Below are 26240 nucleotides of genomic sequence, written 5' to 3'. Positions count from 1 at the left end.
GCAGGCGAATGGCAAGCTGGCCCTCGCGCCGGCTTGATCCCCTGGCCCCCCGGCCCTACCGCGCTGCGCATGGAATCGGCCCTCGATCAGCGCTTTGGCCTCAACCGCCGCGTCACCCTGCCGGGGCCGCTCAAGCTCGACGGCGGGGTGCTGCTGTCGCCGCTCGATATCGGCTATGAGACCTATGGCACGCTCGCCGCCGATGGCGGCAACGCGATCCTGGTGTGCCATGCGCTGACCGGCGACCAGCATGTCGCCGCCAGCCACCCGATCACCGGCAAGCCCGGCTGGTGGACGCGGATGATCGGGCCGGGCAAGCCGATCGACCCGGCGCGGCATTTCGTGATCTGCGCCAATGTGCTGGGCAGCTGCATGGGATCGTCGGGGCCAGCAACGATCAACCCCGCTACGGACAAGCCGTGGGGGATGAGCTTCCCGGTCATCACGATCCGCGACATGGTCCGCGCGCAGGCGATGCTGCTCGACCATCTGGGGGTCGCGCGGCTGCAGGCGGTGGTCGGCGGATCGATGGGGGGGATGCAGGTGCTGTCGTGGGCGGCGACCTATCCCGAGCGCGTCGAGGCGGCGGTGGTGCTTGCCTCGACCGCGCGGCATTCGGCGCAGAACATCGCGTTCCACGAAGTCGGGCGGCAGGCGATCATGGCCGATCCGGCGTGGCGCGGCGGCGATTATTATGGCGCCACGCCGCCCGCCGCGGGCCTCGCGGTCGCGCGGATGGCGGCGCACATCACCTATCTGTCCGAAGCTGGCCTCACCGAGAAGTTCGGCCGGCGGCTGCAGGCGCGCGAGGCGAAATCGTTCGGCTTCGACGCCGATTTCCAGGTCGAGAGCTATCTGCGCCACCAGGGCCTCACCTTCAGCGACCGGTTCGACGCCAACGCCTATCTCTACATCACCCGCGCGCTCGATTATTTCGACCTGGCCGAGGAGCATGGCGGGGTGCTCGCCAACGCGTTTCGCGACAGCAAGGCGCGGTTCTGCGTGGTGAGCTTCGACACCGACTGGCTGTATCCGACGCGCGACAGCCGCGCGATCGTCCACGCGCTGAACGCCGCGGGGGCGCGCGCGAGCTTCGTCGAACTGTCCTCGCCGTTCGGGCATGACGCGTTCCTGCTCGAGAGCCCCGAGTTGAACCGGGTGATCGATGGCTTCTTGCGGGCGGGGGACCGGCGTTGACTGATTTGCCGTTCGTTTCGAGCGAAGTCGAGAAACCGACACCAGCGCCGACCCATGTTTCTCGACTTCGCTCGAAACGAACGGGTAGGAGCGGCGTGACATGACTGACCTTCGCTCCGATCTCGCGGTCATCGCGCGCAATGTCGCGCCGGGGACGCGCGTGCTCGATGTCGGCTGCGGCGACGGGGCGTTGATGGCGGCGCTGCGCGATAGCGCGGGCGTCGATGCGCGCGGGCTCGAGCTCGATCCGACCAATGTCGCCGCCGCGATGGAGCGCGGATTGTCGGTGGTCCAGGGCGACGCCGATATCGACCTGGCCGACTATCCCGACAACAGCTTCGACTATGCAATCCTCAGCCAGACGCTGCAGACGACGCGGCATCCCGATCGCGTGCTCGAGCATCTGCTGCGGATCGGCGGGCGGGCGTTCGTGTCGTTCCCCAATTTCGCGCATTGGCGGGTGCGCGCGTCGTTGCTGTGGGGCGGGCGGATGCCGGTGACGCAGCTGCTGCCGGTCGCCTGGTATGCGACGCCCAACATCCACCACGTCACGATCGACGATTTCCGGTCGTTCGTGCGCGAACGCGACATCGCGGTCGAGGGCAGCTGGTTCCTGTCGAAGGGCCGCCCGACGAGCGCGAGCGCCGCGAACTTCCGCGCCGAGCATGCAGTGTTCTTGCTGCGGCGGTGACGACTCCCCTCCCCGGAAGGGAGGGGTTGAGGGTGGGTCGAGTGTTCGCGATACGGTGCCTGGGGCTATTGCCGAGGCCGTAGCTTCAGGTCCCTACCCACCCCCGGCCCCTCCCTTTCAGGGAGGGGGGCAGGGTCAGAACGGTACGTCGTCGTCGAGGTCGTCGGGGAAGCCGCCGAAGTCGTTGTTCGACTTGGCCGGCGGGCTCGAGCGACCGCCGCTACCACCGCCGCGCGACGACTGGCCGGCGAACTCGTCACCACCGCCGCCGCCCCAATCGCCACCGTCGCGGCTGCCACCGCCCGCACCGCCACCGCCGCCGGCACCACCGCCCTGCGGTCCGTCGAGCATCGTCAGCACGCTGTTGAAGCCCTGCAGCACGATCTCGGTCGAATATTTATCCTGGCCCTGCGCGTCCTGCCATTTGCGCGTCTGCAACGCGCCTTCGATATACACCTTCGATCCCTTGCGCAGGAAACGCTCGGCGACGTTGGCGAGCCCTTCGTTGAAGATCGCGACCGAATGCCATTCGGTCTTCTCCTTGCGCTCGCCGGTATTCTTGTCCTTCCAGCTCTCCGACGTTGCGATGCGCAGGTTCACGACCTTGCCGCCGTTCGAGAAGGATTTGGATTCGGGATCGCGGCCCAGATTGCCGACGATGATTACCTTGTTGACGCTGCCGGCCATGATTCGCTCCGAAAGGTGGGGGCGCCCGATAGGCGGGCGCGCATCGCAGCGCTATAGCAAAGCGATGGCGCAAGTCACCAATCTCAACCGCTTCCGCAAGGCACGCGACAAAGCCGCGCGCGCCGCCGAAGCCGACGCCAATCGCGCGCGGTTCGGGCGTACCAAAGCGCAAAAGGCCGCCGAAACCGCCGACGCGGCGCGCCTGGCCACCGCGCTCGACGGGGCCAGGCGCGACGAATGAACGGCGCTCTAGGGAGCTTTAGTCCTCGGCGGCGATCCGCACGCGCATGCCGTCGAGCGCCTGGGTGAATTGCAGCTGGCACGACAGCCGCGACTGCGCGTCGCGCTCGAGCGAGCTATCGAGCAGGTCGTTCTCGTCGGGGCCGATCGGGGGGAGTTTGTCGACAAATTCCGGGTCGACATGGACGTGGCAGGTGGCGCACGAACAGCAACCGCCGCACAATGCCAGCAGCTCGTCGAAGCCGTTGTCGCGAATGACCTCCATCACCGAAAGGCCCACCTCGCCCATGACTTCGCGCTCTTCTCCACTCCGGGTCACGACGATCAGCTTGGGCATCGGGGTCTCCTGTACGATTCGCACCGTCCATGCCGCGCCGACGTGCGCTCCGCAAGGTGACCTTGGGTGGGCCTGAGCGGCGAGCGGCTGCGCGCCGACCTCGATTCGCTGGCGGCGATCGAGCCCGCGTTCGGCGCGGCGATCGCGCGCGCGGGCTACCCTGAGCCGCGCATCCGCGAGCGCGGGCACGAGACGCTGCTGCGCACGATCGTCGGCCAGCAGGTGAGCACCAAGGCGGCCGATTCGGTGTGGAAGAAGATCGAGGCGACGCTGGGGGGCGATGCCGGCGACACCGCCGCCTGGGCCGCGGCGAGCGACGAGATGCTGCGCGGCGCGGGGCTCTCGCGCCAGAAGATGGGCTATTCGCGCAGCCTGTGCGCGCTGGTGGCGAGCGGCGAGCTCGATTTGGCGAACCTGCCGGCGGACGACGAGGCGGCGATCGCGCAGCTGGTGAAGGTGAAGGGGATCGGGCGCTGGTCGGCCGAAATCTACCTGCTGTTCGCCGAGGGGCGACCCGACATCTGGCCCGCGGGCGACCTGGCGGTGCAGATCGAGGTCGGGCGGATATTGGGGATGGAAGCGCGGCCGAGCGAGCCGGTGACGCGCGAGGTTGCCGAGGCGTGGCGCCCGTATCGCGGAGCGGCGGCGATCTTCGCGTGGCACCATTATGGCAGCGACATGGTGGTGATTTGACTTAACTCCCCTCCCTGCAAGGGAGGGGCTGGGGGTGGGTGTGGTCCGGGGGATACTATCGTCCCCGAGAGATTAGGCGGGCCGTAGTCGAGCACTCGACCCACCCCCGACCCCTCCCTTTCAGGGAGGGGAGAATTGCGGCCCAACCCTCTCCCGCAGGCGGGGAGGACTTTTAGGAAGAAGTCGCCACCTTTGCCCGCCAACCCACCCCGGCCGCCGCCTTGCGCTGCCTGGCCGCATAGCTGTCGAGCGCGATCTGTAGGCCGAACCACATGTAGAAGAACGACTGGAACGCCAGGCTGAGGAACAGCGAGCCGACCAGGTAGATCACATGCGCCGCCTGCAGCGCCGCCGCGAGCTGCCAGATCCAGCGGTCCTCTGGCGGTGCCTTGGCGTAGCGCCAGCGCAGCATCTCCATCCGCACCAGCCCGATGAGGTTCAGCAGCGCCCACAGGATGAAGCCCGGCCAGCCGAGTTCGCCGAGCACCTCGAAATAGCTCGAATGCCAGGCGCGTCCGGCATCGACGGTCTTGAGCACTTCGACCGGCGCGGCGGCACCGGCTTCGGTCGGAACGCGGGTGTCGACCATCAGCCGGTTCTGGCGATACGCGCCGAAGCCGCCGCCGCTGGGATTGTCCTTCACGAACTCCCAGGTCCAGGCCCACACCATCACGCGGGTGTTGGCCGACTGGTCTTCCTCATAGCCCTGGATCGTGTCCATCCGCTTGGTGAAGCTGTCGGGCAGCAACGGCACCGCCGCCGCGCCCGCCGCCGCGAGCAGCCCGAGATACAGGATGCGCCGCTTGCTGTCGCGCAGCAGCAGCACCGCGAGCACCGCGATGCAGACCAGCCCGGTGCGCGCCTCGGTGCCGATCGGGATCAGCAGGCAGGCGAAGATCAGCGCCCAGCCAAAGGCCTTCACCTTCCAATCCTGGGGGAAGATCGTCTGATATTTCATCGTCCACAGGATCAGCGGGATCATCGCGATCGCGACGGCGCTGATCGTGCTGCCTTCGTACAGCCCGGCATTGTTGGTGACGCCAAGGTTGAGCACGCCATAGCCGCCGCCCGACCCCAGGGTCTTGATCCCGCCGGTGATGATGATCGATCCGGCGCCCAGGATCATGAAGATCAGCAGCGCCTCCATCCGCAATTTGGTGCGCAAGGTCAGCGGCAGGAAGATCGCGAAGACCAGCGTCTTCCACACCCAGTCCCATTTCTCGGCGGCATCGAGCGGGAAGTCCGAATCCTTGAGCGTCCACCCTGCCCAGCCGAGCAGCAGGGTCATCAGCAACTGGCGCACGCTGAAGCGCGTGCCGTCCTTGGGATCGACCGCGATCCAGGCGAGCAGTGCCGCGGCGAAGAAGATCAGCGAGATCGGGACGCTCGACAGCAAATGATAGGACAGCCGCTGCGGCGAGACGAGGTCGATATAGACATAGCCGAGCACGATGATGAACGGCCGCTTCAGCCCGAAGCCGAGCAACAGCGCGAGAAACCCGACAAAGGCGAGATCGCGCATCGCTCAGGCGATCGGAAGGGGGGCGGCGCGGCGCATCGCGGCGACGCTAGCGCGGCAGGCGTTGAGGGGGCGTTAAGCCTGTTGGCGCGACCTCACAGCCAGCGCACGCGCTTGAAGCGGACATAGAGCGCGGTGCAGATCACCGCGATCACCCCGAGCACGACGAAGTAGCCGTGGCGTGTCTTGAGCTCGGGCATATATTCGAAGTTCATGCCGTAGATGCCCGCGATCGCGGTCGGCACCGCCAGGATCGCCGCCCAGGCGGCGAGCTGGCGGGTGATCGCACCGGTGCGCTGCTGTTCGAGCAGGTTGCTGAATTCGAATACCGAGTTCAGCACTTCGCGCAGCCCGTCGACCATCGTCGCGACGCGTCGGATATGATCGAGCACGTCGCTGAAATAGGGCCGCGTCTCGGCATCGATGCACGGCAGGTCGAGCCGCACCAGCTTGCCCGCGACTTCGCTCATCGGCCCGAGCACGCGCTGGAAGCGGATCAGTTCGCGGCGCAGCGCGAAGATGCGGTTGATCTCGTGGCGCTCGAGGAAATGATCGACGGTGCGCTGTTCCATCGCCAGCACCTCGTCCTCGACCGATTCGACCACCGGCAGATAGCCGTCGACGATGAAGTCGAGCACCGCGTGCAGCACATAGTCGACGCCGTGCATCAACAGCGTCGGCGCCGCCTCGAGCTGGTCGCGCAGCGCGCTGTGCGCGCGCGCCGATCCGTGGCGGACGGTGATGATGTGGCTGTGCCCGACGAAGATCGCGGTCTCGCCATAAGCGATATCGCCGTCGATCAGGCTGGCGGTGCGCGCGACGACGAACAGCTGGTCCTCATAGATATCGACCTTGGGCAGCTGATCGGCCTTGATCGCATCCTCGACCGCGAGCGGATGCAGGCCGTAGCGATCCTGCAGGATGCGCAGCTCGTCATCGGTCGGGTCGGCAATGCCGATCCAGACGAATTCCGATTTCTCACGCGGGCTGTCGATCTTTTCTTCGATCGAGACCTCGCGGATGCGCTTGCCGTCGCGATAGAGATAGGCAGCAACGACGGTCATGGCGGGGTATCCCGGTTGGCGGACGGTGCGCTTTAATTGAATGGTGCGTCTGCCGCGATCCAAACCAAGCACCACGTGCCGCGCGCGTTAGCTGGGACCGGCGCCCGTACAGGTGCCCTGTCAGCGTTACATCGGTTGTGCCCGGGGGTCGTAGTTGCGATCGAGTCGGCTCCGCAAGCGCGACTGGACCCGGTTATTGATGCGGTTGTTGATACGGCCTATCGCCTGAATCCCGCCAATTTCTTGGTCGCGCGTTTGCCGACGCCCGGCCTCGCCGACCGCCGAACCCGCCACGGTACCCCGTGGCTGTCTCTGCGACAGAGATACGCTTGGTTGATACGGCGCGCTTGCCGCCTGCTCGGACATTTGCTCCTCAGCAACCGGAACGCGCTGGGCCACCGCCGGTCCCGGCAATACGATCCCGATTACGGCGGTCAACGCAACCCGTGCCTTGGAGTGGCTCATCGTGGTTTCAGCCTAACTTGATCGATCTGGCCCGATACGCCCCCGATAGCATCGGAAGGACGCGCCACCAGCATCAGCAATTGCGTCGAGCAATCGGTGGGCACCTGATAGTCACCGCCAAACCTGCCCTGGCGGTCCGCGGAGTTGGGAATTGTGACGCGGCCCAGTTCTCGTCCGCCGACACACGACAACTGCCAATATGGCAGGCTGTCGACCGCCAAGTCGATCCCGCTCGAAACGCCCTCCAATCGATATGCCCCGGGCGGCAAGAACTGCAGCTGCTGCAATAGCGGCCCGCCGACGCTGGTCGGCGCGCTGAACTGGAACGTGCCGAAACCATCCCCATCGCCGCGCTGCAGCGAGGTCACCACACCCCCTTCGTTCAACGTGACCCAGTCGAATGCTGTCGGCGACGAAAGCATCGCCGTGAAGCCCGGATCACGCGACGCCTGCCGATCGGTACCCGGCCGAAACGAAGTATAATAGGCCCAGGCAGCGGCGATGTCATTGGCGGCAAGCAGCCGCGCCAGCACGGTGGCCTGGTCCTGTTCGGATACCGGCACGCCTATACGCTGCGATCTCTCGAACAACTGCGCAGCCGCCCCCGGCGATCCGTTCTCCGCCACATAGTCGGCAAAGGCCGGGCTCCAACCAGGCTTGTCCACCAACCTTCGAAGCAACGCTTCACGCACCGTGGGATCATCAATGGCAGCGGCAAGAACCGGAAAAAGCAGCTCGGTAGCCGATCGCGACGCGCGTAGCGCTATGTCATAATGTCGCAACGCGCCCGCAACGTCGCCACGAGCGACCGCATCCTCGATTGCCCACAATTGGGTCATCAAATCGCGGCGGGAAAGCCGCTCAGCATAGGCAAACAGGCGGCGAGCACCCCGAGTGTCGCCCCGCACCTGTGCATTGATACCGAGCGCAGATACCGCCTGAACCGCTGTAGCGTCCTGCCGTAGCGCGGTACGCGCCAGCCTGTCGGCGCGGCTCCGATCGGCGGGCGTTGCTTCGCCGGCCGACAACGAAGAGGCAAGCAACGCGGCCCAGCGCCCATCGACGGGCGCCAGCCGATGCGCCTGCACAGGGTCCCGTTCCCGCACCGCCGCACCGATCGAGCCGGTCACCACGGCCAGACCCACCAATGCTGCGATGATGGCGCCCAGGCCGCGGATCGCCCACTCCATGGTCGATCGCCGCGCCATTGCGTCAATCCGCCTTGGACGCCTGGTCGTCCCGCCCATATCCATATCCATATTCGTAGCCGTAGCCGAAATGCGCCTTCTTGGCTTCGAACTTGGTCAGCACCCCGCCCAGAACGCGTGCATTGGCACTGGCCAATCGAGCAAGCGCCGTACGCACCATGCTTGAACGAATACCGTGCGATTCGACCGCATAGATCACGCCATCGACGCGGCTGGCGATGAGTGGCGCGTCGGCCAGCCCCATTACCGGTGGGCTGTCGATCACCACATGATCATATTCCTCGAGCAACCGATCGATCAGGAGCGAAAGTCGATTACCGGTCAACAGTTCCGCGGCATTGGGCGGGATTGGCCCGGCTGACATGGCAGTGAAGCCCAAGTCACTCATCTCGAACGTCAAGGGTGCGATATCCTCCTGTCCTGACAGGAAGTTGCTCAGCCCATGGTCGTGGCTCACGCCGCCCAAGTGATGCACCGAAGGCGAACGCATGTCGCCGTCGACCAGGATAACGCGACGCTTGGCCCGTGCCAGCGTGGTAGCGAGTGCTAGTGCGGTCGTCGACTTTCCTTCTGCAGGGCGCGTAGATGTGACCGAGAAAGAACGCGGGACGCCATGATCGGTGGTGAACGCAAGATTGGTCTGCACCGCCAAATAGGCATCGATGAGTTCCGACTTGCGATCGAGAAGCGCCTCTTTCGGCGTGCCGCTGGCGAGCTTGGGAACCGACCCGAGCAACGGCAAACCGAGCCGTCGCTCGACTTCGCCCGGATCGGCAATCGCCTCGTCGATCTGTTCGAGCCCGAAGGCCGCGAGCGCGCCGAGACCAAGCCCAGTCAACAATGCCACCGCTAGGTTGACCAGCAGCCGCGGACTGGACGGCCGTTGTGGGACGTCGGCAGGATCAACGACCGAGATATTGTTCACGCCAACCCCGCCAGCTACCCCGATTTCCTTAAATCGCTGCAACAAACCATCGTACAAGGCACGGTTGGTATCTACTTCTTGCTGATAGATATTATATTGAATGCTCCGGCGACGCAGGTCGAGATAGCTGCTCTTTAGTTGCTCTACCTTTGTCTGCAGCGCTTGTTCGCGCTCGCGTGCCTCGCGATAATCCGCCTCCAGTGACCCCGAGACCCGCCCTTCCTCTCGCACGATGGAACGGTCGAGTTGATCGATTTGTGACTGGACCGCCTGCGCTGCGGGATAACCCGGTTCAAACTGAACCATGAGGCGCTGATACTCAGCCGCAAGCTCGGCCCGTCGCTGGCGCAAATTGTTGATCGCGGGATTGCGCAACGCCTCGGTGGACGCACCGGCGCGGCCGGCCTGCTGGTAGCGCGCCTCGACCTGGATCCGGTCCGCCGTTGCCTGGCTCAACGCACTGTTCAGCGCTGCCAAATCGTCGGCCACGATAGATCGTTCGCTGGTCGTACGCCCGTCGCCGGTCGCCTGCGCTGGCAAATTGATAATCCTCTCTGCGGTGGCGTAATCGACCAACTGGCGCTGCGACGAGTCCAGCCGTTCCTTCAGCTGCCCGAGCTGGCGCTGCAGCAAGTCGCGACCGTAGGAAGTTGCCTGGACCTTCCGCTCCAAATTGGTTTGAATGAAATTATCGGCCCACGCATTCGTCACACGCGTCGACAGGATGGCATCGGGGCTGGTGAACCGGATATCGACCAAGCGCGACAGCCGAGTGGGAACGATCCCAAGATGTTCCACGAGTACCTCGCCCGCCTTGCGCTGGCGGGTCGCACGTCCGCTGACGGGATAGCGCCCGTTGACGAGCTGGAACGCGGGATCGCGATCGGACACGCCGAACATCTCGAAAAAGGACTTGTCGTCGACGAGCTTCAGTTGCGCCGCAACTCGCTCCGACAGCAACCGGGACTGCAAAAGACCATATTGAGTCTGGTAGAATTCCTGGTCCGCAACCCCGGCCTCACGATCGACACCCTGGAAATCCGTGATCTTGCTCGCTTCGCGCGAAATTTCGATCGTGGTCTGCGCGGTGTATTTCGGCGTCATCAGCAAGGTGGCGATAAGCCCCACCAATACAGAGGCTGCGACAAACCCGATGATGACATAGCGCCAGCGCAACGCGACACGCAGATATTGGCGAATGAGCGGCAGGCGCTCGGTGGTGATTACCGGCGTCGACACCGGCTGGCCCTCGCGCGGGTTGGACGTACCCAAGTTCATGTCGTTCATGGACCTTAATTCACGACGGCGATGAGCGGCGCCGCAAGCAGCGGAGAAACCGATACGAAGTCGCGGAACAGACGACGCTGTGGCGAATCGCCTACGATTATTACGTCATTCGCGAAAATCGGAGGGTCGTCATACACGCCCATCCGGATCGCCGCGATATTGTACAGGCCGGCCATGTGGCGGCCATCGACGGTGCGCAGGATCACCACATCATCCTGTCGAGCAAATTCCGCCAGTCCCTTTGCCGACGCAACGGCCCGCATCAGGGTCATTTGGTTGGTAACCGGGTAAAGACCTGGCTCCACCACCTGACCGTCCACGGTCACCACCTGGCTGACGGAACTCTTGATGTTGACCGTGACTTCCGGGTTGCGAATGTAGCGTCCCCGCAACGAAGCCTCTATCGCACTCGCCAGCTCCTCTGCCGTCTTCCCCCGCGCCTCGATCGTGCCGGCCAGCGGCATTGAAATGCGCCCGCTTGCATCGACCTGCATCTCGCGACCAAGGTCTGGTACATTGAAGACATCCACCAGGATGGTGTCGAGCGGCCCGATCAAGGACGGCCGGTCGGCGGCGGTCAGATCGGCACGACCCGGCGCCGGCAGAACAGCGCTTCCATCGATGACACTCAACCGCTCGGTCGACTGTATCGGGTTTCTGCTGGCACACCCAGACATCAGGGCAGCGCATGACAGGGCAAGGAAAACTCTACGCATTCGCTCGCAAATTCTTCCAAATTTCAGGGGAACGTCGCGGGCTATAGATGGCTGTCGTCCCGCCGTAAAGCCGTGCGCCGGCCACCGGCCAGCCAAACCGCCGCAAGAGTCACCCAGGCCATGATGATCGGCGTACGCGCGGGATAGTCGAAGGCGCTAGCGACGATCACCAACAGCAGCATCGCCCCGCCCAAACGTGCACGTGCGTAGCCTTCGCCCGCTCCGGCCCGCCAGGCGCGGACACTTGCCCACGCCCACCAGCCGAGCCCCCCCGCCAGCAGCAGGAGGCCGGGTAAACCCGCATCGAGAACAATCTCCAGCAAATCGTTATGGGCGTGATTAAAGTAGGTCGGCTTGAGCAGCCCAAAGGGCTCGGCGATCCGAAATATCGGATCGAAACTGCCTAAGCCTGACCCGAACGGAAAATACTCGCGGATCATCGCCAAAATGGTAGGCAGCGCGCGACCGCGCATGTCCTGCTGAATATCAATGGCAAAGCTGCGTTGGATACCGACCGCCCGATCGGCAGCGAAACTGATCAGCACCAATGCGATGAACAGGAGCGCGATGCAGGCGATAAGTAGGGGCAGAACCCAGCGCGGGGCATGCTGCAATTCGCGACGTACGCCGTTCCACGCCAACAATGTCGCCATCGCCAAAGCTAGAGCCCCTAACGCTATTCCCGCGCGCGAGCCGGTGCCGAGAATGGAGAGCGCAAACACCAACACCAAGCCAAGGCCGGCAACCCCACGCCACCGCGTTCGACGTCCATTTTGGAATACCCATGCCGGGACCAAGAGGCAGCCAAGCGCGAGCAGCAGGGCGAAGTGGTTGCGATTGGCAAAGGTACCGCTCATTACGCCGGGCGTTTCGTTGACGAACAGGTTGTTGACACCCGCGCCCGAGAACTGGAGCAGACCGAATAGCAATGACGCAACGACGAACGTCAGCAGGACCGCCGGCAGCCTGAGACGCTCTTCCGGTCGCAGCGCATTTACCAGAAGCAGCGTCAAAATAGGGACGATCAATGAAGCGGCCGCGTTCATTGTCGCGCCCGGAACAATCGACCAAGGACGCCAGGGCTGGACCTGTCCGCTAAGCTGCGCCGCCTGGGTAAAAAGCTCGCGACCCGGAAGCGCTTGCCACAGAGCGGGCGGCAACGGGACCAACTGGATCAATGCCAGTGCCAACGCCCCTACCAGCAGCAGCAATACCGGATGCGTGATCCCGACTTGCGGGCGTTTGCCAAACAGGATCATCACGATAAGGCAGACAAAAGCCGCCGTACGCACGAAAATTTGTCCTGCTGCGTCAGCACGCGATGCGCCGCCCGCGATCCAAAGCACGGCCAGAAATCCGGTCAGCAGAGCAAAGGGCAAGCTTGGCCGGAAGCGGACTAATGATGCGGCGGTGACAGACATCCGGCAGCCATTAGGAGATTTTTCGGGGGTGGGAAACCATCATGACGGCGCCATAGAGCTTCGAGGCCGCCCTGAAGCGGTGACTGGAGCAATTTAGCAGGGCATCGTAAGGAACGGTTGCGTATCTCCCAGCGGTTGCGCCAGCTGGTTTTGCAACACCGCATTCTGCGTTGCCACCCAATCAACGATCCCGCTCGATGGTGTAAATTCGCGGACCAGTTCGCACAGCAAGGTGCGTGCCCCCCCTACATCGCCGTTCTCGATCAGTCGCTCGAGCGCGTCCAATCGCGGCCGCAGATGCGCCCAAGGCAAATGGTGTTCAGAGGCCATCATGATGCGCGGGTGGGTCGTAGCACTCGGATTGTCGCCTATCAGCAACTCTTCATAGAGCTTCTCGCCTGGGCGCATGCCTACCGTAACGATTTCGATGTCGCCGTCAGGCGTGTCCGCCGATCGCACGGTCAGCCCGGATAACTCGATCATATTGCGCGCCAGATCGGCGATCCGCACCGGCTCCCCCATGTCGAGGACGAACACTTCGCCTCCCTGGGCCATCGCGCTGGCCTGCACCACCAGCTGCGCCGCTTCGGGAATGGTCATAAAATAGCGAGTGATATCGCGGTGGGTAATCGTCACCGGACCGCCCTGGCGGATTTGCTCGCGGAACAACGGAACCACCGATCCACTCGAGCCCAAAACATTGCCGAAACGGACCATCGAGAAGCGCGTTCTGGTCTGCTCCGCGGCCAGGCCCTGTAGAACCAGCTCGGCCAACCGCTTGGTTGCACCCATCGTATTGGTTGGGCGCACCGCTTTGTCCGTGCTGACAAGGACAAAATCCCTGACGCCCTGCTGCAACGACAATTCCGCGACTCGTAACGTGCCAATCACATTGTTGCGTAGCCCTTCCAACGGATTATGCTCGACAAGCGGAACATGCTTATAGGCCGCTGCATGGAAGACGATGTCCGGGTCCCAGGCGCTCAGGATTTTCGCCACGCGCTGGCCGTCGGTGACCGACCCGAGCAGCGGCACCACTTCGACATGCGATACCTCGATGAGGTTGCGATGCACCGCGTAAAGCGCGAACTCGCTTGATTCCAGCAGCAATATCCGCGCTGGCTCCATCGTTAGGATCTGACGGCACAACTCGCTGCCGATCGATCCGCCTGCCCCGGTTACCAGCACCGTGCGACCCGTGATCTTCTTGCGCACGGCATCCATTTCGGGTGAAACCGGATCGCGGCTGAGCAGGTCCTCGATCGTCAGTTCGCGCAGATCGCTGGCTTGGATCCGACCGTGCGCCAGGTCCATCAGGCCAGGGAGGGTGCGCACGCTTATCGGCAAGCCACGCAGCGCATGGATGATTTCGTTGCGACGCTGGCGGGGAGCCGAGGGGAGCGCCAACAACACGTCGGTGATCCCTCGACTCTGGATCAAATCGCGCAAGCTAGCGGGTGGATACACCTTAAGGCCGTTGACCCGCGTGCCATAGAGCGAACGATCGTCGTCGAGAAAACCGATTATATGGGATTCCCGACTGGTGCTCATCGCGGCGGCAAGCTGGCGGCCCGAGGAACCGGCACCATAGATCAGCATGCGCCCTTCCGGTCGCATTTCAATCATTCGCTGCATCTGCCCGCCCAGCACGTAACCCACAGCAAGCCGCACCGAACCAACCGCGAGAAAAAGCAGGATGGGCTGAATGATGCCGATCGTGCGCGGAATGTTATCAAACGCATACGCCGCTATGATCGTGACATAACACAGCCCATATACCACGCATGCCAAAGCCAAAGCTGGAAAGATTTCGCTGCCGGCGCGTCGGAATGCCATACGGTAAAGACCGACAACCTGGAATGCAGGCAAAGCAAGTCCGACCGATAGAGCAACGGCAAGGCTCGGCCGCCCGACCAGAGAAATAAAATATCCCAGCCGAAGATAATAGGCGATCCACACTGTTAAAGCACAGAGCGCGCCATCAATCGTCGCCGCCATAACTTGCTTGGAAACCCGTGGCAGTGCTAACAGCGGGCGCGCGACCTTACCGACGGGCATACAGAATCTCGATCAATACCGGCAATTGTGCCGGGTTGTTATTCACCAGGCGCTTCAATCCCCGCGACCAGGGCCTCGGCCACCCTTAATCGCGGTTGATTGCCCCGCGGCTAGCACGTACAGCACCGTCCGTCCACGCGCCGATCGCCACCACGGATCGCACGCTGTTCGATTAGGAATGTAGATGTTCGACAACAAAGTGTTATTGATCACCGGCGGAACGGGCTCGTTCGGATCGACCGTACTTGATCGGTTCATCGGCGAGCCTTTTCGCGAAATCCGTATCTTCTCACGCGACGAGAAGAAGCAGGAGGAGCAGCGGCTCCGTTATCGCGACCCGCGACTACGCTATTATATCGGCGACGTGCGCGATCTGCGCTCGATCTCCAGCGCCGTGCAGGGGGTGGACTACATCTTCCACGCCGCCGCCTTGAAGCAGGTACCATCGTGCGAATTCCATCCGATGGAGGCGGTGAAAACCAACGTCATCGGTACCGATAACCTGCTGGATGCAGCGATCGCGGCGGGGGTTGCGCGCGTCGTTTGCCTGTCGACCGACAAAGCGGTCTATCCGATCAACGCCATGGGCATCTCCAAGGCGCTGATGGAAAAGGTGATGGTGGCGAAATCGCGGTTAGCGTTGGGTACCCGAACGGTCATCACGGGCACCCGTTACGGCAACGTTCTGGCGTCGCGCGGCAGTGTCATTCCGCTTTTTATCGACCAGGTTCGCAAAGGCTTGCCGCTCACCATCACCGATCCGGCGATGACGCGCTTCGTGATGACGCTCGGCGAGGCGGTCGACCTGGTGCTTTATGCGTTCGAGCACGGCGAGAATGGTGATCTGTTCGTACAGAAAGCACCTGCAGCGACGATCGATGTGCTGGCCCGTTCGGTGCTCGAGGTGCTCGGCGCCGAAGACCACCCGATGAAGGTGATCGGCACGCGCCACGGCGAGAAGCTCTACGAAGCGCTGCTCAGCCGAGAGGAGATGGCCATTGCCGAGGATCGCGGCGACTATTTTCGCGTGCCGCCCGACAACCGCGACCTGAACTACGCGCAATTCGTCGAAGAAGGCGAGAAGGAGATCAGCGAAGCGCAGGACTTCAATTCGCACAACACCGCCCGGCTCGACCAGGCGGAGATGTGTGCGATATTGCGCGAGCTGGACTATATGCAGGCGGTTCTAGCGAGCCAGGATGGTGCAGCGAAATGATCGCAGGTCGAACGCCACGTCGCGTCGTGATAACCGGTGCGGACGGCTTCATCGGCCGCAACCTTGCGCTTCGGTTGGCTGAACTCGGTGACGTGGTGTTGCCGCTGACGCGTTCGAGTACGTCGGTAGCGTGGCATGCTGCGGTGGCAGAGGCAGACGCGGTGGTGCACCTGGCGGGCGCGAACCGTCCTGCTGATCCAGCCGACTTCGATGCCGTCAACGCCGGCACCGCCACCCTGCTGGTGACGGCTCTGGAAGCAGCCAATTGTGCGGTTCCGGTGCTGTACGCATCCTCGACCCGCGCCAGCGGCGATGACCATTATGGCCGCAGCAAACGGGCTGGGGAAAACGCGCTGCTCGATTATGGCAAACGCAGCGGCAACCCGGTATATGTTTTGCGCCTACCCAATGTGTTCGGGAAGTGGGCACGGCCGAACTATAATTCGGCGGTCGCGACTTTTTGCTACAATATTGCACGCGACCTGCCCATCACGGTCAACGATCCCGCCGCGCCATTGCGCTTGGTCTACATCGATGACGTCGTGACTACGCTGATTGCGGTGTTGGATGACAGACCTGCCGCGGGGTTCACCGAGGTCGCGCCGATTTACACCACTACCGTCGGCGCCGTTGCGGAGACGATCCGTGGCTTCCGAGCCGATCGAGCAGACAATTTCATTGACGCGGTGGGTGCCGGGCTTACTCGCGCGCTCTATGCCACCTATGTTGCCGCACTGCAACCGGCAGACTTTAGCTACGAGATCGCGAGCCACCGAGATCCGCGCGGCGCCTTTTCGGAAATGCTCAAGACGCGCAGCGCAGGACAGTTTTCTTATTTCACCGCACTGCCCGGCGTAACGCGCGGGGGCCATTACCACCATAGCAAGACCGAGAAGTTTCTGATCGTTCACGGAAAGGCACGCTTCGGCTTTCGCCACGTGCTGACCGGCGAAACGCATGAGATACTCGTCGAGGGCGAGACACCCACGATCGTGGAAACCGTGCCCGGCTGGGCGCATGACGTGACCAACATAGGCGATGGCGTCATGATCTCGTTGCTATGGGCAAACGAAATTTTTGACCGTACCCGCCCCGACACCATCGCCGCGAAGGTCTGACATGAATCGCTTGAAGGTAATGACGGTGCTCGGCACTCGGCCGGAGATCATCCGTCTATCGCGCGTGATGGCGCGGCTCGATGCATATACGGATCATTGTATCGTCCACACCGGGCAAAACTGGGACTATGAGCTTAACGAGCTGTTCTTCAGCGATCTCGGCGTTCGCAAACCGGACCATTTCTTGGGCGTCGACACGTCGAGCTTAGGCGAGGTGCTGGGCGGCATCCTGATCGGGACCGAACGGGTCATCCGGGCAGAACGGCCCGACGCCTTGCTGGTGCTGGGCGACACCAACAGCGCCATCGCGGCGATCATGGCCCGTCGGATGAAGGTGCCGATCTTCCACATGGAGGCGGGCAACCGCAGCTTCGACCGCAACGTGCCCGAGGAGACCAATCGCAGGCTGGTCGACCATATTAGCGATTTCAACCTAGTATATACCGAACACGCCCGGCGCCATCTGCTCTCGGAGGGGATGCAGCACCGCCGCGTGTATCTTACCGGATCGCCGATGCGCGAGGTGCTGGAACATTATCGATCACGGATCGATGCGTCGGATGTGCTTGCGCGGCTCGAGTTGGCCCGCGGAGGCTATTTCATCGTCTCGATGCACCGTGAGGAGAATGTCGACAGCAAACCACGGCTCTCTGCGCTTGTTACCACGCTCAACGACTTGGCAGCGCGGTACGATCTCCCGGTAATCGTCTCGACCCACCCACGTACCAAAAAGCGACTGGATGCGCTGACGAACGTGGAATTGGATGCACGGGTCCAGTATATGAAGCCGTTCGGGTTCCACGACTATAACCACCTTCAAATGCATGCGCTCTGCGCAATTTCCGATAGCGGTACGATCGCCGAGGAAAGTTCACTACTCGATTTCCCGGCGATTACCCCGCGGGATGCAATCGAGCGTCCCGAGGCGATGGATACGGGCAATATCATCGTAACGGGCATGGACCCCGACGCGATCCTGTCTGGCGTCGAGGCAGCCGTGGCGTTGCATGCCGAACGCATCGCAGCAGGCATCCCCGGCGTGGTTCCCGCCGACTATCAGATCGCCAATGTCAGCGAACGCGTCGTGAAGCTGATCCTGGGGACTGCGCGACTATCGAACGGATGGGACGGCATTCGATCGCACGATTATGTATAGGATCTTCCCCGGGCCGGACTGACGCCGGGCCGGCGACATATCGAGATGATCGAATGAAGATTAACCTGCTTGCGCGATGGCGGGCCGACGGGATCAACCTGGCCGCATTGACGTGTCTTCAGGCATCGAATGCGGTCATTCCGCTTGTGATCGTACCGTTCGCGATCGCACGCCTTGGCGCCGTTGCTTATGCCGATGTCGCGATCGCCGAAGCGGTATCGATGATTGCGGTTGCGGTGGTTCTTTACAGTTTCGAAGTCGACGGCGTGTCGCGGATAACGGGCCTGTCCCTGCATCGTGACCGGGAAGCGCTATCGGAAATCCTAAGTTCGATATTGTTCGCTAGGCTGATCATGTTCACGGGCGCGGCGATCGCGCTGCTACTGATAACGGCTGCGTTTACTTCGCTTCCGCTTGCGTTGGTGGCATGTTGGCTCCTTGTCCCGCTTGGGCACGTGTTTCATTCCTACTGGTTCTACCAAGGCGTGGAATTCAATATCCCCCCCGCCATTTTAACCCTGACAGCGCGGCTGACGAGCCTCGCTGCCGTCGTGATTTTCGTCCATTCGGCAGCCGACCGCCTTCTGGTCCCGCTCGCGGTCGGCGCACCATTCGCCGTCGCCGGGCTCGCTTCGACGATCTATAAAAGCCATATGCTTGGGGTGAAAATACGCTGGACAGGCGCGCGCAACGTACTGGCATATCTGGCGCACGGTCGTCGCATCTTTGTTGGAACCGCGGCGGTGATGCTATACCGGGAAATCAACGTCTTGCTCATGGGAGTGATCGGTGTCCCGGCTGCTGCGATCAGCAGCTACTCCTTGGTCGAAAAGAGCATCAAAATGATCCAAGCTGTCACCAGGCCACTCAACCAGATAGCCTTTCCAAAGGTACTACTGGCGCTCAAGCCTTATGATCGGCCAGACCGCGGCACACTTAAAATCGTCTTGCGATATACCGCCCCGCAGGTTGCGGTCGTCGCCATGGTAATCGTTGGACTGTGGGTGGGTTTCGATCGCCTCGCCGAATTGTCACCGTCGATTGCCCAGTTTCGAACGCTGCCGGACGTGACGACACTATTCATTATTGCTATCCCCGCCCCGCTATTTGGCTTGGCCAATTTCGTGTTGGGTTCAGCCGGGCTCAATTTTTTGAACGCCCAACGCTATTTCCTGGGTGCAATCTTGACCACCGGCGCCGTCAGCGTAACGGCTTGCCTCATCCTATCTCACTTTTTTGGAGCAGTAGGTGCCAGTATCGCTTTCGTAGGCGCCGAACTGACCCTGCTGCTCATGGTCCTTCACCGATATCGCGGCCACCCGGCCACCACCGTTTGCGGAGCCGAGTCGTGATTGATTGGCCCGAAAGAATAGTTTGCATCATCCTTAGCGTGGCAATTCTGTCCAACGCTTTGTTGGTTCGCAGGATGGTCAATGCATGGGCCTTTCCAGCGGTAATATTTTCGCTGGCATGGTTTTTGTACACCATCATTCCATTGGTGTGCTTCCCCAATGCTCATGTTTACCCGCTGGCGATGCTGTACATATTTGGAGCATCGCTAGCGGTTTCCATTGGTAGCATCTCCAATTGGCAATCGGCATTCAACCAGCGCCAAGGATTACGTGAGATAGACGGGAGCTATTCAAGCGGCAAGCTTTATCTATACTTCTATTTGGCTTATGCAGTTACGGTTGCCTGCCTGCTGCTAAACTCGATATCACAGGGCATTTCTATCGACCAGTTGGTAAACAACATCAACGACAGTGCGGCAGAATATGCCGGCCGTAGATATTCGTATGATATTGCCCCTAATGTCTATCAACAGTTGGGGAACGTTCTTGCTTATTCATGCGCCGGCTTGGGAGGTGTTTTGCTTCCGTCGCAGAATAAACGCTATATGAAGTTCGTTATCGTCTTCGTGTCTCTATCACCTGCGGTATTCGTCATGCTGTCGCAAAGCGCGAGAGGGATGCTATTTTTGTGCGCAGCAATTTTTTATGCCGGGGTGCTCGTGGCGGGATTGCTTCGCGGCAATACATATTTGTTGTCCAAGAAAGCGATCCCTACGCTTGTTGTCCTAGCGATCTTGGTAATTCCGCTGGTGACCATCTCCTTTGTCGCTCGCGGTGTGTCTTCTGGAGCCGGGCAAAGTTTTATCGATGCGGTTGCGCCGTTGTGGGCCTCATATACCTCTGGCCACCTTTTTGCGTTTTCTGATTGGTTTGGCAATTATATCGGCAGCGCGTCGATACAGCCTTATGATGATCCCGGGATGACAAACGGCTTCTACACTTTCATGTCCGTGTTCAAATTGTTCGGTGACGATCGCCCGGTCCCTATCGGCGTATACGGCGAGTATCTTACTATACCGCCCTATATTGGAACGAACATCTATACCGCATTCCGTGGAATGATACATGATTTTGGGATAGCTGGCTCCTTGGTTATGCTATCCATTCTCAGTTATCTTTCGCACATTGCGTTCCGAACGATGCTGCGATCGGCAAGTCCGGCGCTTTCGGTTTCCGCTTTCCTATTTACCGTATCCTTCATCTATCAAAGCTTTATTATCAGCGCGATCATGTGGAATACGTTGATGATAGGACTGGCATTTGTCGGCGTTGTCCTTGCCCTTTCACGGTCCAATCCGGCTCCCGACTATGCCGGCAACATGGTCGGCACGACGTCATCCAACTAGGCTAGCGTAATGAAATACGTATTCATCTGCACGAACTATAATAACTCTCACTATACCGAGGGGGCGGTAAACACGCTCATCGATGGGGAGAACCCGCCTGCGCTGATCGTGGTGGTAGACAACGATTCCAAAAAGGATCAACAGGATGAGCTCCGACGGCTTGTCGGCGGCAAGGCAGGCGTTCATCTGCTGTTTTCCGAGACAAATGTCGGCTATTTTGCCGGGCTGAATCTTGGACTGCATCGGGCGCTAGAGCTTGTTGCCGACGCCGATGCCTATATCGTCGGCAACAACGATCTCGAGTTCCCCGCCGATTTCGGAACGCAGCTTAGTCTTCGAAAGCAAACCATCGTCGCGCGATTGGTGGTTGCTCCCAATATCGTAACAGTCACAGGGCTGCAGCAAAACCCTCACGCGATCCGACCGATCAGCCGTTTCCGGGGCCTCATCCTGGATGGATACGCCGCCTCTTTCAACCTTGCGCGGCTATTGACGTGGGTTGCTAAAGTCACGCAAAACAAGACACGCCGAAAAGACGTTGACCAGTATCAAGCCGAAGGCTTCATTTTCATGGGTCTCGGCGCATGCTACATCCTCTCGAGAAGGTTTATCGACCAAATTGGCGAACTTCCGGCCGAGGTATTTCTGATGCACGAGGAGTTTTTTCTCAGCCGCAAGATCGCTGAGAAGGGAGAGGTGGTTTATTACGTTCCCCAAATCACGGTTATCCATCACGACCATGGATCGGTCGGCACCGTATCGTCGCGACTGATATGGCAATATTGGCGGGCTTCACACAAAGCTTACAGACGCTATGTCCCGCGGTTTGGGCGCCATCCAGTGGCAGACGTCCTAGACACGCTGCAAAAGCGTTAGAACGAGCGGGGCATGGTGCTTGACGCAAATAGCTTCACGATGGCTGCAGGCCGGTGGTGCCGCCTGCCTGCGATCGTTGACCGTGTGGACCGCGTGAAAGGTGCCGCATGTGGCGGAACCAGTATTGCCTGAGCCATCGCGCCGACTAGAGCTACCTCGGCGAGTCGTTCTCGGCGCCGCGTTGGGCTCGCCGGTGGCACTTGCCGTCTTCGCGGGAGCAAACGCCGCGCGGAGCGATTCGGCGGCTGGCACGATCAGCGTGTTCGATTTCATTCCCCGCGACTTACAGGCCGATATCCGCGCACGACGGATTGACGATACGCACGAGAAGGCGGCGACACTCGCCGGTCATATACAATGGGCGATCGACGCGGCGGCTGCCCAGCGTCTGCGCCTGACCGTACCGCCCGGACTTTACAACATCGCCCCTCGAGAATTCTTTGCGTCCGAGGCCGGGGCTTGCAAGCGGTGCTTTGCGATACGCAGCCATATGCAGATCGACGCAGAAGATGGGGCAACGTTCCGTATCGTCGATGACATAAGCACCGATGCTGCCGTAGTTTTCATGTGCATGTTCGGGTCCAACGAGCAGCTTGTCAGCCTGTCGTGGCGCAATCTTACGATGGACATGAACGGCCAGCGCAACCCGATAAGCCCGAGCCGCGGCAGCGGGGAATATAGCCTGCTTAATCAGGCACATATTTTCATCAGCGGAACGCCCGATGGGAATGCAGCACGAGTAGACAATGCTTATGTCGAAAAGTGCCGGTTTCTCAACGCACCAGGTGCCTCTTGCCTTGTATTGGCGCAGTCGAATACGCGAAACGTCAAACTAGGCCGAGGATGGCTGATATCCGAATGCGAATTTATCGATGGGGGACTCGATTCTCCCGATCATAGCGCGGTCTACGCATGGGCCACCGATGTAATCTGTAAAAGGTGCATATTCAGAAACACCTTGGCAAAGACACAAGTGGGCGGGCAGGTGGCGTTTGAGGTCCACGGGTCTCGACAATTATTTTCGGGCAATCGTGTCTACAACTATTATCAAGGTGTATGGGTCGATGGTAACTTTTCCGAGCCCGTTTCGCAAGATATAACAATCATTGAAAATGTATTTGAGGAAATACTTGCGTTTGGAATAATGTTTTATGGCATAGAGTGCCAAATGCGCCGAGTGCATATTGTATCAAACACCTTTTCTTTCAACGACAACATCTATGCGGGCTTAGACTTAAAGACGGCGATTGGTTGCCTGTCACCTGTTGGACAGCAACAGGTAGTAATCCGCGCAAACACCGTGTCGTCGGCTAGCGTCAGGACTGCGACCTCAGGCGTAACCTTGCAGTCCTCGTTGGTCAAAGGTGAGATGCACGACGATTTCGTCATTGATCAAAATAACTTTTATGGAACAACGTTCGGCGTCTACCTTATAACCAATGCTATTTGTGCTATTGGGACGGTGGTAATAGACGCCAATCGATCGTTCAATCTTTCCAAGGCCGGTGATTTTCGGTTACCTCAGGGTGTCGCGGTCGACTTTCAATCGGCCCCTTCACCAATCCGAAAGCTGAGTCTAACCCGGAACAGGTGTGTCGATACACGTGGCGCCGCCGCCGAATGTGCGTTCGGCATTCGTGTGCAAGGTAGGATAGACGAACTTGTCGTACGCGATAATTTCGCCGCCGGGATGTCCGTCGCGGATTATGCCGAGGGTAGTGTTACGATACGCTCGAGAGTGGGAACGTATGGATAGGCATTCGCTAGCGGACCGAACGGGTGTCCGGCGCGCGGGTAGCGCAAGCGTCGATTTGACCGCGCGCCACGCGATGGCAGAAGACACGTTCCTCGGCGCGCGCGGGAGTCAGCGAGGGACTTGGTGAAAGCCATTCGTCGCGCTGATGCCAACAGGCTGGAATGCGGGCCGGTTATATCCAGCAGCCTAGAAGGGCACGACATCTCCCGACCGCCGGCGACATATCGCGGACAATTTTGGCTACACGATAAGGTTAATACTGATCATCGCCGGGCGAAGATAATTTTTGACCGTAGACGGGCTGCCACGGCGATCGTCGGCATATTTAGTGCGTGCGCCAATCCGCTGTCGGCTGCTATTGGTCACCCTTTCCACCGTGCCAATCATCGTTCCGATCCATGCTTCCAACGCACTTTTGCAAGAGTTTGGGAAAAGCAGAGAGGCTAAAGGGTTGTCGCTTCTCGCAGCGGGACCTACTGGTGCGCGAAAATGCGCATCCTCTACCTCACCCAATGGTTCGAGCCGGAACCTGCGTTCAAGGGCATCGATTTTGCCAAGGCGCTTGCGGCAAAGGGACATGACGTCGAAGTCGCCACCGCGTTCCCCAACTATCCCGGCGGCAAGCTGTATCCGGGCTATCGGCTAAGGCCATACCGCCGCGATACGATGGGCGGATTGGCCATTCATCGGCTTTTCGTATGGCCGTCACATGATCGCTCATCCTTCGGCCGGGCGCTCAATTATATCAGCTTTTGGCTGAGTAGCTTGGTTTTCGGCCTAGTCCGTGGGTGGCGGTACGATGCGGTCTATGTCTATCATCCTCCGGTCACTCCTGCGTTGGCGGCGGCATTGTTTTGCGGGCTTTGGCGGCGCCCGTTCGTGGTCGAGATTCAAGATCTCTGGCCCGACAGCATCACATCGTCGGGAATGGCACCTGATCGCCTGGTAAACATCCTGGGCGCGCTGTGCCGGTTCACCTATCGCCGTGCGGCATTCGTCGTCGCCCAATCCGGTGGCATGAAGGCGCGTCTCGAGACTCGCGGCGTACCCGCCGCAAAGATGCGCTGCATTCGAAACTGGTCCACCTACACCCCTGCCCGACACCCAGCCGATCTGCCTGCGGAGGCTGTACGAACAGCATTCGCGGGTCGAATCAATGTCGTTTATGGCGGAAATCTGGGCCAGGCGCAGGGACTAGGCACGTTGATCGACGCGGTCGCCGCGGCTGTTCGCGACCATCCCAATTTGCCGCTGCATCTGCATGTGTTTGGGGGCGGCATCGAACGCGAGACGCTCATTGCGCGCATCCTCGCCCTGGGAATGGGGGCGCGGATAACCATGCATGACCCGGTATCCCGGCAGATGATGGACCGCGTTTTCGATCTTGCCGATATTCTGGTCCTGCACCTTAAGGCAGATCCGCTTTACGAAGTGACCATCCCTTCGAAGACACAGCACTATCTATCGTGCGGCAAGCCGATTGTGGCGGGCATATCGGGTGAGGCAGCCGAACTATTGCAGGCATCGGGCGCCGCAATCGTAACCGCGCCCGAGGATATCGCCGCGATGACCGCCGCCATTGTCTCGCTTGCCCAACTTGCTCCGAACGAACGCGACGTCCTAGGCAAAAACGGTCAACGCTATTACGACACGAATCTCTCCTTTACCCCTGCAATCGATCAGACGGTCGCCATTCTCGATCACGTCGCCAGCACTCGTCCGAGGTAATCATGCAAACCACCCCTTCCCGCTGGCCATGTTTTTCCGAGGAGGAGGCAAGCGCCGTCGCCGAGGTCATCCGGTCGAACAAAGTAAATTATTGGACGGGCGACACAGGCCGCCGATTTGAGACCGCCTTCGCCGATTGGGCTGGCTCTGCCCGAGCTATCGCGCTCGCGAACGGCACGCTGGCGCTTGATGTGGCGCTCAAGGTGCTTGGCATCGGCCCCGGCGACGAAGTGGTGGTCACGCCGCGCACCTTCATCGCTTCGGTTTCAAGCGTCGTCAGCGCTGGAGCGACACCGGTGTTCGCCGATGTTGACCGCGATAGCGGCAATATCAGCCCGGCAACGATCACTCCGGTGATAACCGCGCGCACCAAAGCGATCATACCGGTCCATCTTGCCGGTTGGCCGTGCGACATGGATGAAATCATGGCGCTGGCGAAGCAGCATGGCTTGGCAGTCGTCGAAGATTGCGCGCAGGCGCACGGTGCCAGGGTCGGCGATCGCGGCGTCGGCAGCATCGGTCATGTCGGTGCCTGGTCGTTCTGCCAGGACAAGATCATGACCACCGGCGGTGAAGGTGGGATGGTGACGACCAACGACGAGACCTTGTGGTCGCGCATGTGGTCATACAAGGATCATGGCAAGGATTGGGATGCGGTCTACAATCGCGCGCACGCGCCCGGATTTCGGTGGGTCCACGACAGTTTCGGCACGAACTGGCGGATGCTTGAGGTACAGTCAGCGATTGGGCTGATCCAGCTTGGACGAATGGCTGACTGGACCGCGCGTCGGACCGCAATTGCCCAGAGGCTGGGCGACGCGCTTGGCCCCTTCGCCAGCGCAGTACGTGTGCCTCGGCCGCGCGCGCAGGACACCCATGCCTATTATCGCCTTTATGCCTATGCTCGCCCTGAAGGTCTGCGCGACGGGTGGGACCGCGACCGGCTGGTTGCCGAATTGTCGGCGGACGGGGTAGCAGTGCTGCACGGGACCTGTCCCGAAGTCTATCGCGAGCGCGCTTTCGACGGCACGGCGTTCCGCCCTAAAGAACGCCTACCAGTCGCGCGCGAACTAGGCGAGACCAGCCTTATGTTCCTCACCCATCCGACGATGACCGACGGCGAAGTCGACTCCGCTTGCGCTGCGATGGCGAGGGTGTTCGCGGCTGCGACGCATTGAGGACAA

The 26240-nt window shown here is 60.9% G+C and carries 23 protein-coding genes; 13 read left to right on the top strand and 10 right to left on the bottom strand.

All coding sequences use genetic code 11. The features are described 5' to 3' along the window. Positions 1–69: 69 nt before the first annotated feature. Both metX and metW read left to right on the top strand, forming a co-directional pair. The gene (gene metX / locus OKW76_RS12005; RefSeq protein WP_265549116.1) at positions 70–1197 is read left to right on the top strand and encodes a homoserine O-acetyltransferase MetX; all 1128 of its coding nucleotides are present in this window, start codon (positions 70–72) and stop codon (positions 1195–1197) included. Between the two features lie 100 nt (positions 1198–1297). Continuing rightward, complete coding sequence (metW, locus tag OKW76_RS12000; RefSeq protein ID WP_265549115.1) at positions 1298–1888, top strand: methionine biosynthesis protein MetW; 591 nt, start codon at positions 1298–1300, stop codon at positions 1886–1888. A 135-nt stretch (positions 1889–2023) separates the two neighbouring features. Here metW and ssb read toward each other — a convergent pair whose 3' ends face one another. After that, entirely contained in the window at positions 2024–2575 is a 552-nt protein-coding gene (ssb, locus tag OKW76_RS11995; protein WP_265549114.1) for a single-stranded DNA-binding protein, read from the bottom strand. A gap of 64 nt (positions 2576–2639) precedes the next feature. Here ssb and OKW76_RS11990 point away from each other — a divergent pair, with 64 nt between their 5' ends. Beyond that, complete coding sequence (locus OKW76_RS11990) at positions 2640–2816, top strand: DUF4169 family protein (RefSeq protein ID WP_265549113.1); 177 nt, start codon at positions 2640–2642, stop codon at positions 2814–2816. Positions 2817–2834: 18 nt separating this feature from the next. Here the strand turns inward: OKW76_RS11990 and OKW76_RS11985 are convergent, their stop codons facing one another. Next, positions 2835–3152, bottom strand: coding sequence for a 2Fe-2S iron-sulfur cluster-binding protein (locus OKW76_RS11985; RefSeq protein ID WP_256505997.1), 318 nt, complete (start codon positions 3150–3152; stop codon positions 2835–2837). Positions 3153–3218: 66 nt separating this feature from the next. Here OKW76_RS11985 and OKW76_RS11980 point away from each other — a divergent pair, with 66 nt between their 5' ends. Then, on the top strand, positions 3219–3845 hold the full coding sequence (locus tag OKW76_RS11980) for a DNA-3-methyladenine glycosylase family protein (RefSeq protein WP_265549112.1): 627 nt from the start codon (positions 3219–3221) through the stop codon (positions 3843–3845). Positions 3846–4017: 172 nt separating this feature from the next. On the opposite strand, the gene OKW76_RS11975 is transcribed toward OKW76_RS11980, so the two are convergent. The 8 genes from OKW76_RS11975 to OKW76_RS11940 form a co-directional block, all read right to left on the bottom strand. Then, positions 4018–5367, bottom strand: coding sequence for a DUF5935 domain-containing protein (locus OKW76_RS11975; RefSeq protein WP_265549111.1), 1350 nt, complete (start codon positions 5365–5367; stop codon positions 4018–4020). Positions 5368–5459: 92 nt separating this feature from the next. After that, positions 5460–6428: a magnesium/cobalt transporter CorA gene (corA, locus tag OKW76_RS11970; RefSeq protein ID WP_265549110.1), complete on the bottom strand. Its 969-nt coding sequence runs from the start codon at positions 6426–6428 to the stop codon at positions 5460–5462. Positions 6429–6554: 126 nt separating this feature from the next. After that, positions 6555–6866, bottom strand: coding sequence for a hypothetical protein (locus OKW76_RS11965; RefSeq protein WP_265549109.1), 312 nt, complete (start codon positions 6864–6866; stop codon positions 6555–6557). Between the two features lie 23 nt (positions 6867–6889). Further along, complete coding sequence (locus tag OKW76_RS11960) at positions 6890–8101, bottom strand: tetratricopeptide repeat protein (protein ID WP_265549108.1); 1212 nt, start codon at positions 8099–8101, stop codon at positions 6890–6892. 4 nt (positions 8102–8105) lie between these two features. After that, positions 8106–10313 (bottom strand): GumC family protein, encoded by a 2208-nt coding sequence (locus OKW76_RS11955; RefSeq protein ID WP_265549107.1) that lies wholly within the window; start codon positions 10311–10313, stop codon positions 8106–8108. A gap of 5 nt (positions 10314–10318) precedes the next feature. Beyond that, entirely contained in the window at positions 10319–10945 is a 627-nt protein-coding gene (locus tag OKW76_RS11950) for a polysaccharide biosynthesis/export family protein (protein ID WP_265549106.1), read from the bottom strand. 125 nt (positions 10946–11070) lie between these two features. Further along, the gene (locus OKW76_RS11945) at positions 11071–12450 is read right to left on the bottom strand and encodes an O-antigen ligase family protein (RefSeq protein WP_265549105.1); all 1380 of its coding nucleotides are present in this window, start codon (positions 12448–12450) and stop codon (positions 11071–11073) included. 93 nt (positions 12451–12543) lie between these two features. Then, complete coding sequence (locus tag OKW76_RS11940) at positions 12544–14508, bottom strand: polysaccharide biosynthesis protein (protein ID WP_265549104.1); 1965 nt, start codon at positions 14506–14508, stop codon at positions 12544–12546. A 184-nt stretch (positions 14509–14692) separates the two neighbouring features. Here OKW76_RS11940 and OKW76_RS11935 point away from each other — a divergent pair, with 184 nt between their 5' ends. The 9 genes from OKW76_RS11935 (at position 14693) to OKW76_RS11895 (ending at position 26234) form a co-directional block, all read left to right on the top strand. After that, the gene (locus tag OKW76_RS11935; protein WP_265549103.1) at positions 14693–15724 is read left to right on the top strand and encodes a polysaccharide biosynthesis protein; all 1032 of its coding nucleotides are present in this window, start codon (positions 14693–14695) and stop codon (positions 15722–15724) included. Continuing rightward, positions 15721–16842 carry a UDP-2-acetamido-2,6-beta-L-arabino-hexul-4-ose reductase gene (wbjC, locus tag OKW76_RS11930; RefSeq protein WP_265549102.1) on the top strand — a complete coding sequence of 374 codons (1122 nt, stop codon included), beginning with the start codon at positions 15721–15723 and terminating at the stop codon, positions 16840–16842. The genes OKW76_RS11935 and wbjC overlap by 4 nt, the downstream gene beginning before the upstream one ends. Before the next feature lies 1 nt (position 16843). Beyond that, positions 16844–17998 carry a non-hydrolyzing UDP-N-acetylglucosamine 2-epimerase gene (gene wecB / locus OKW76_RS11925; protein ID WP_265549101.1) on the top strand — a complete coding sequence of 385 codons (1155 nt, stop codon included), beginning with the start codon at positions 16844–16846 and terminating at the stop codon, positions 17996–17998. A 53-nt stretch (positions 17999–18051) separates the two neighbouring features. Continuing rightward, entirely contained in the window at positions 18052–19350 is a 1299-nt protein-coding gene (locus OKW76_RS11920; protein WP_265549100.1) for an oligosaccharide flippase family protein, read from the top strand. Continuing rightward, on the top strand, positions 19347–20696 hold the full coding sequence (locus tag OKW76_RS11915) for an O-antigen polymerase (protein WP_265549099.1): 1350 nt from the start codon (positions 19347–19349) through the stop codon (positions 20694–20696). Before OKW76_RS11920 ends, OKW76_RS11915 begins: the two co-directional genes overlap by 4 nt. A 9-nt stretch (positions 20697–20705) precedes the next feature. Continuing rightward, on the top strand, positions 20706–21572 hold the full coding sequence (locus OKW76_RS11910; RefSeq protein WP_265549098.1) for a glycosyltransferase family 2 protein: 867 nt from the start codon (positions 20706–20708) through the stop codon (positions 21570–21572). A 193-nt stretch (positions 21573–21765) separates the two neighbouring features. Continuing rightward, entirely contained in the window at positions 21766–23328 is a 1563-nt protein-coding gene (locus OKW76_RS11905) for a right-handed parallel beta-helix repeat-containing protein (protein ID WP_265549097.1), read from the top strand. Positions 23329–23817: 489 nt separating this feature from the next. Next, a complete protein-coding gene (locus OKW76_RS11900; protein ID WP_265549096.1) occupies positions 23818–25056 on the top strand; it encodes a glycosyltransferase family 4 protein in 1239 nt (412 codons plus the stop codon). Positions 25057–25058: 2 nt separating this feature from the next. After that, positions 25059–26234, top strand: a complete 1176-nt coding sequence (locus OKW76_RS11895; RefSeq protein WP_265549095.1) for a DegT/DnrJ/EryC1/StrS family aminotransferase — start codon at positions 25059–25061, stop codon at positions 26232–26234. Positions 26235–26240: the final 6 nt, after the last annotated feature.

Origin of the sequence: Sphingomonas sp. S1-29 (assembly GCF_026167545.1) — a bacterium.
Taxonomy (GTDB): domain Bacteria; phylum Pseudomonadota; class Alphaproteobacteria; order Sphingomonadales; family Sphingomonadaceae; genus Sphingomonas.
This window is presented reverse-complemented; position numbering and strand designations above follow the sequence as displayed.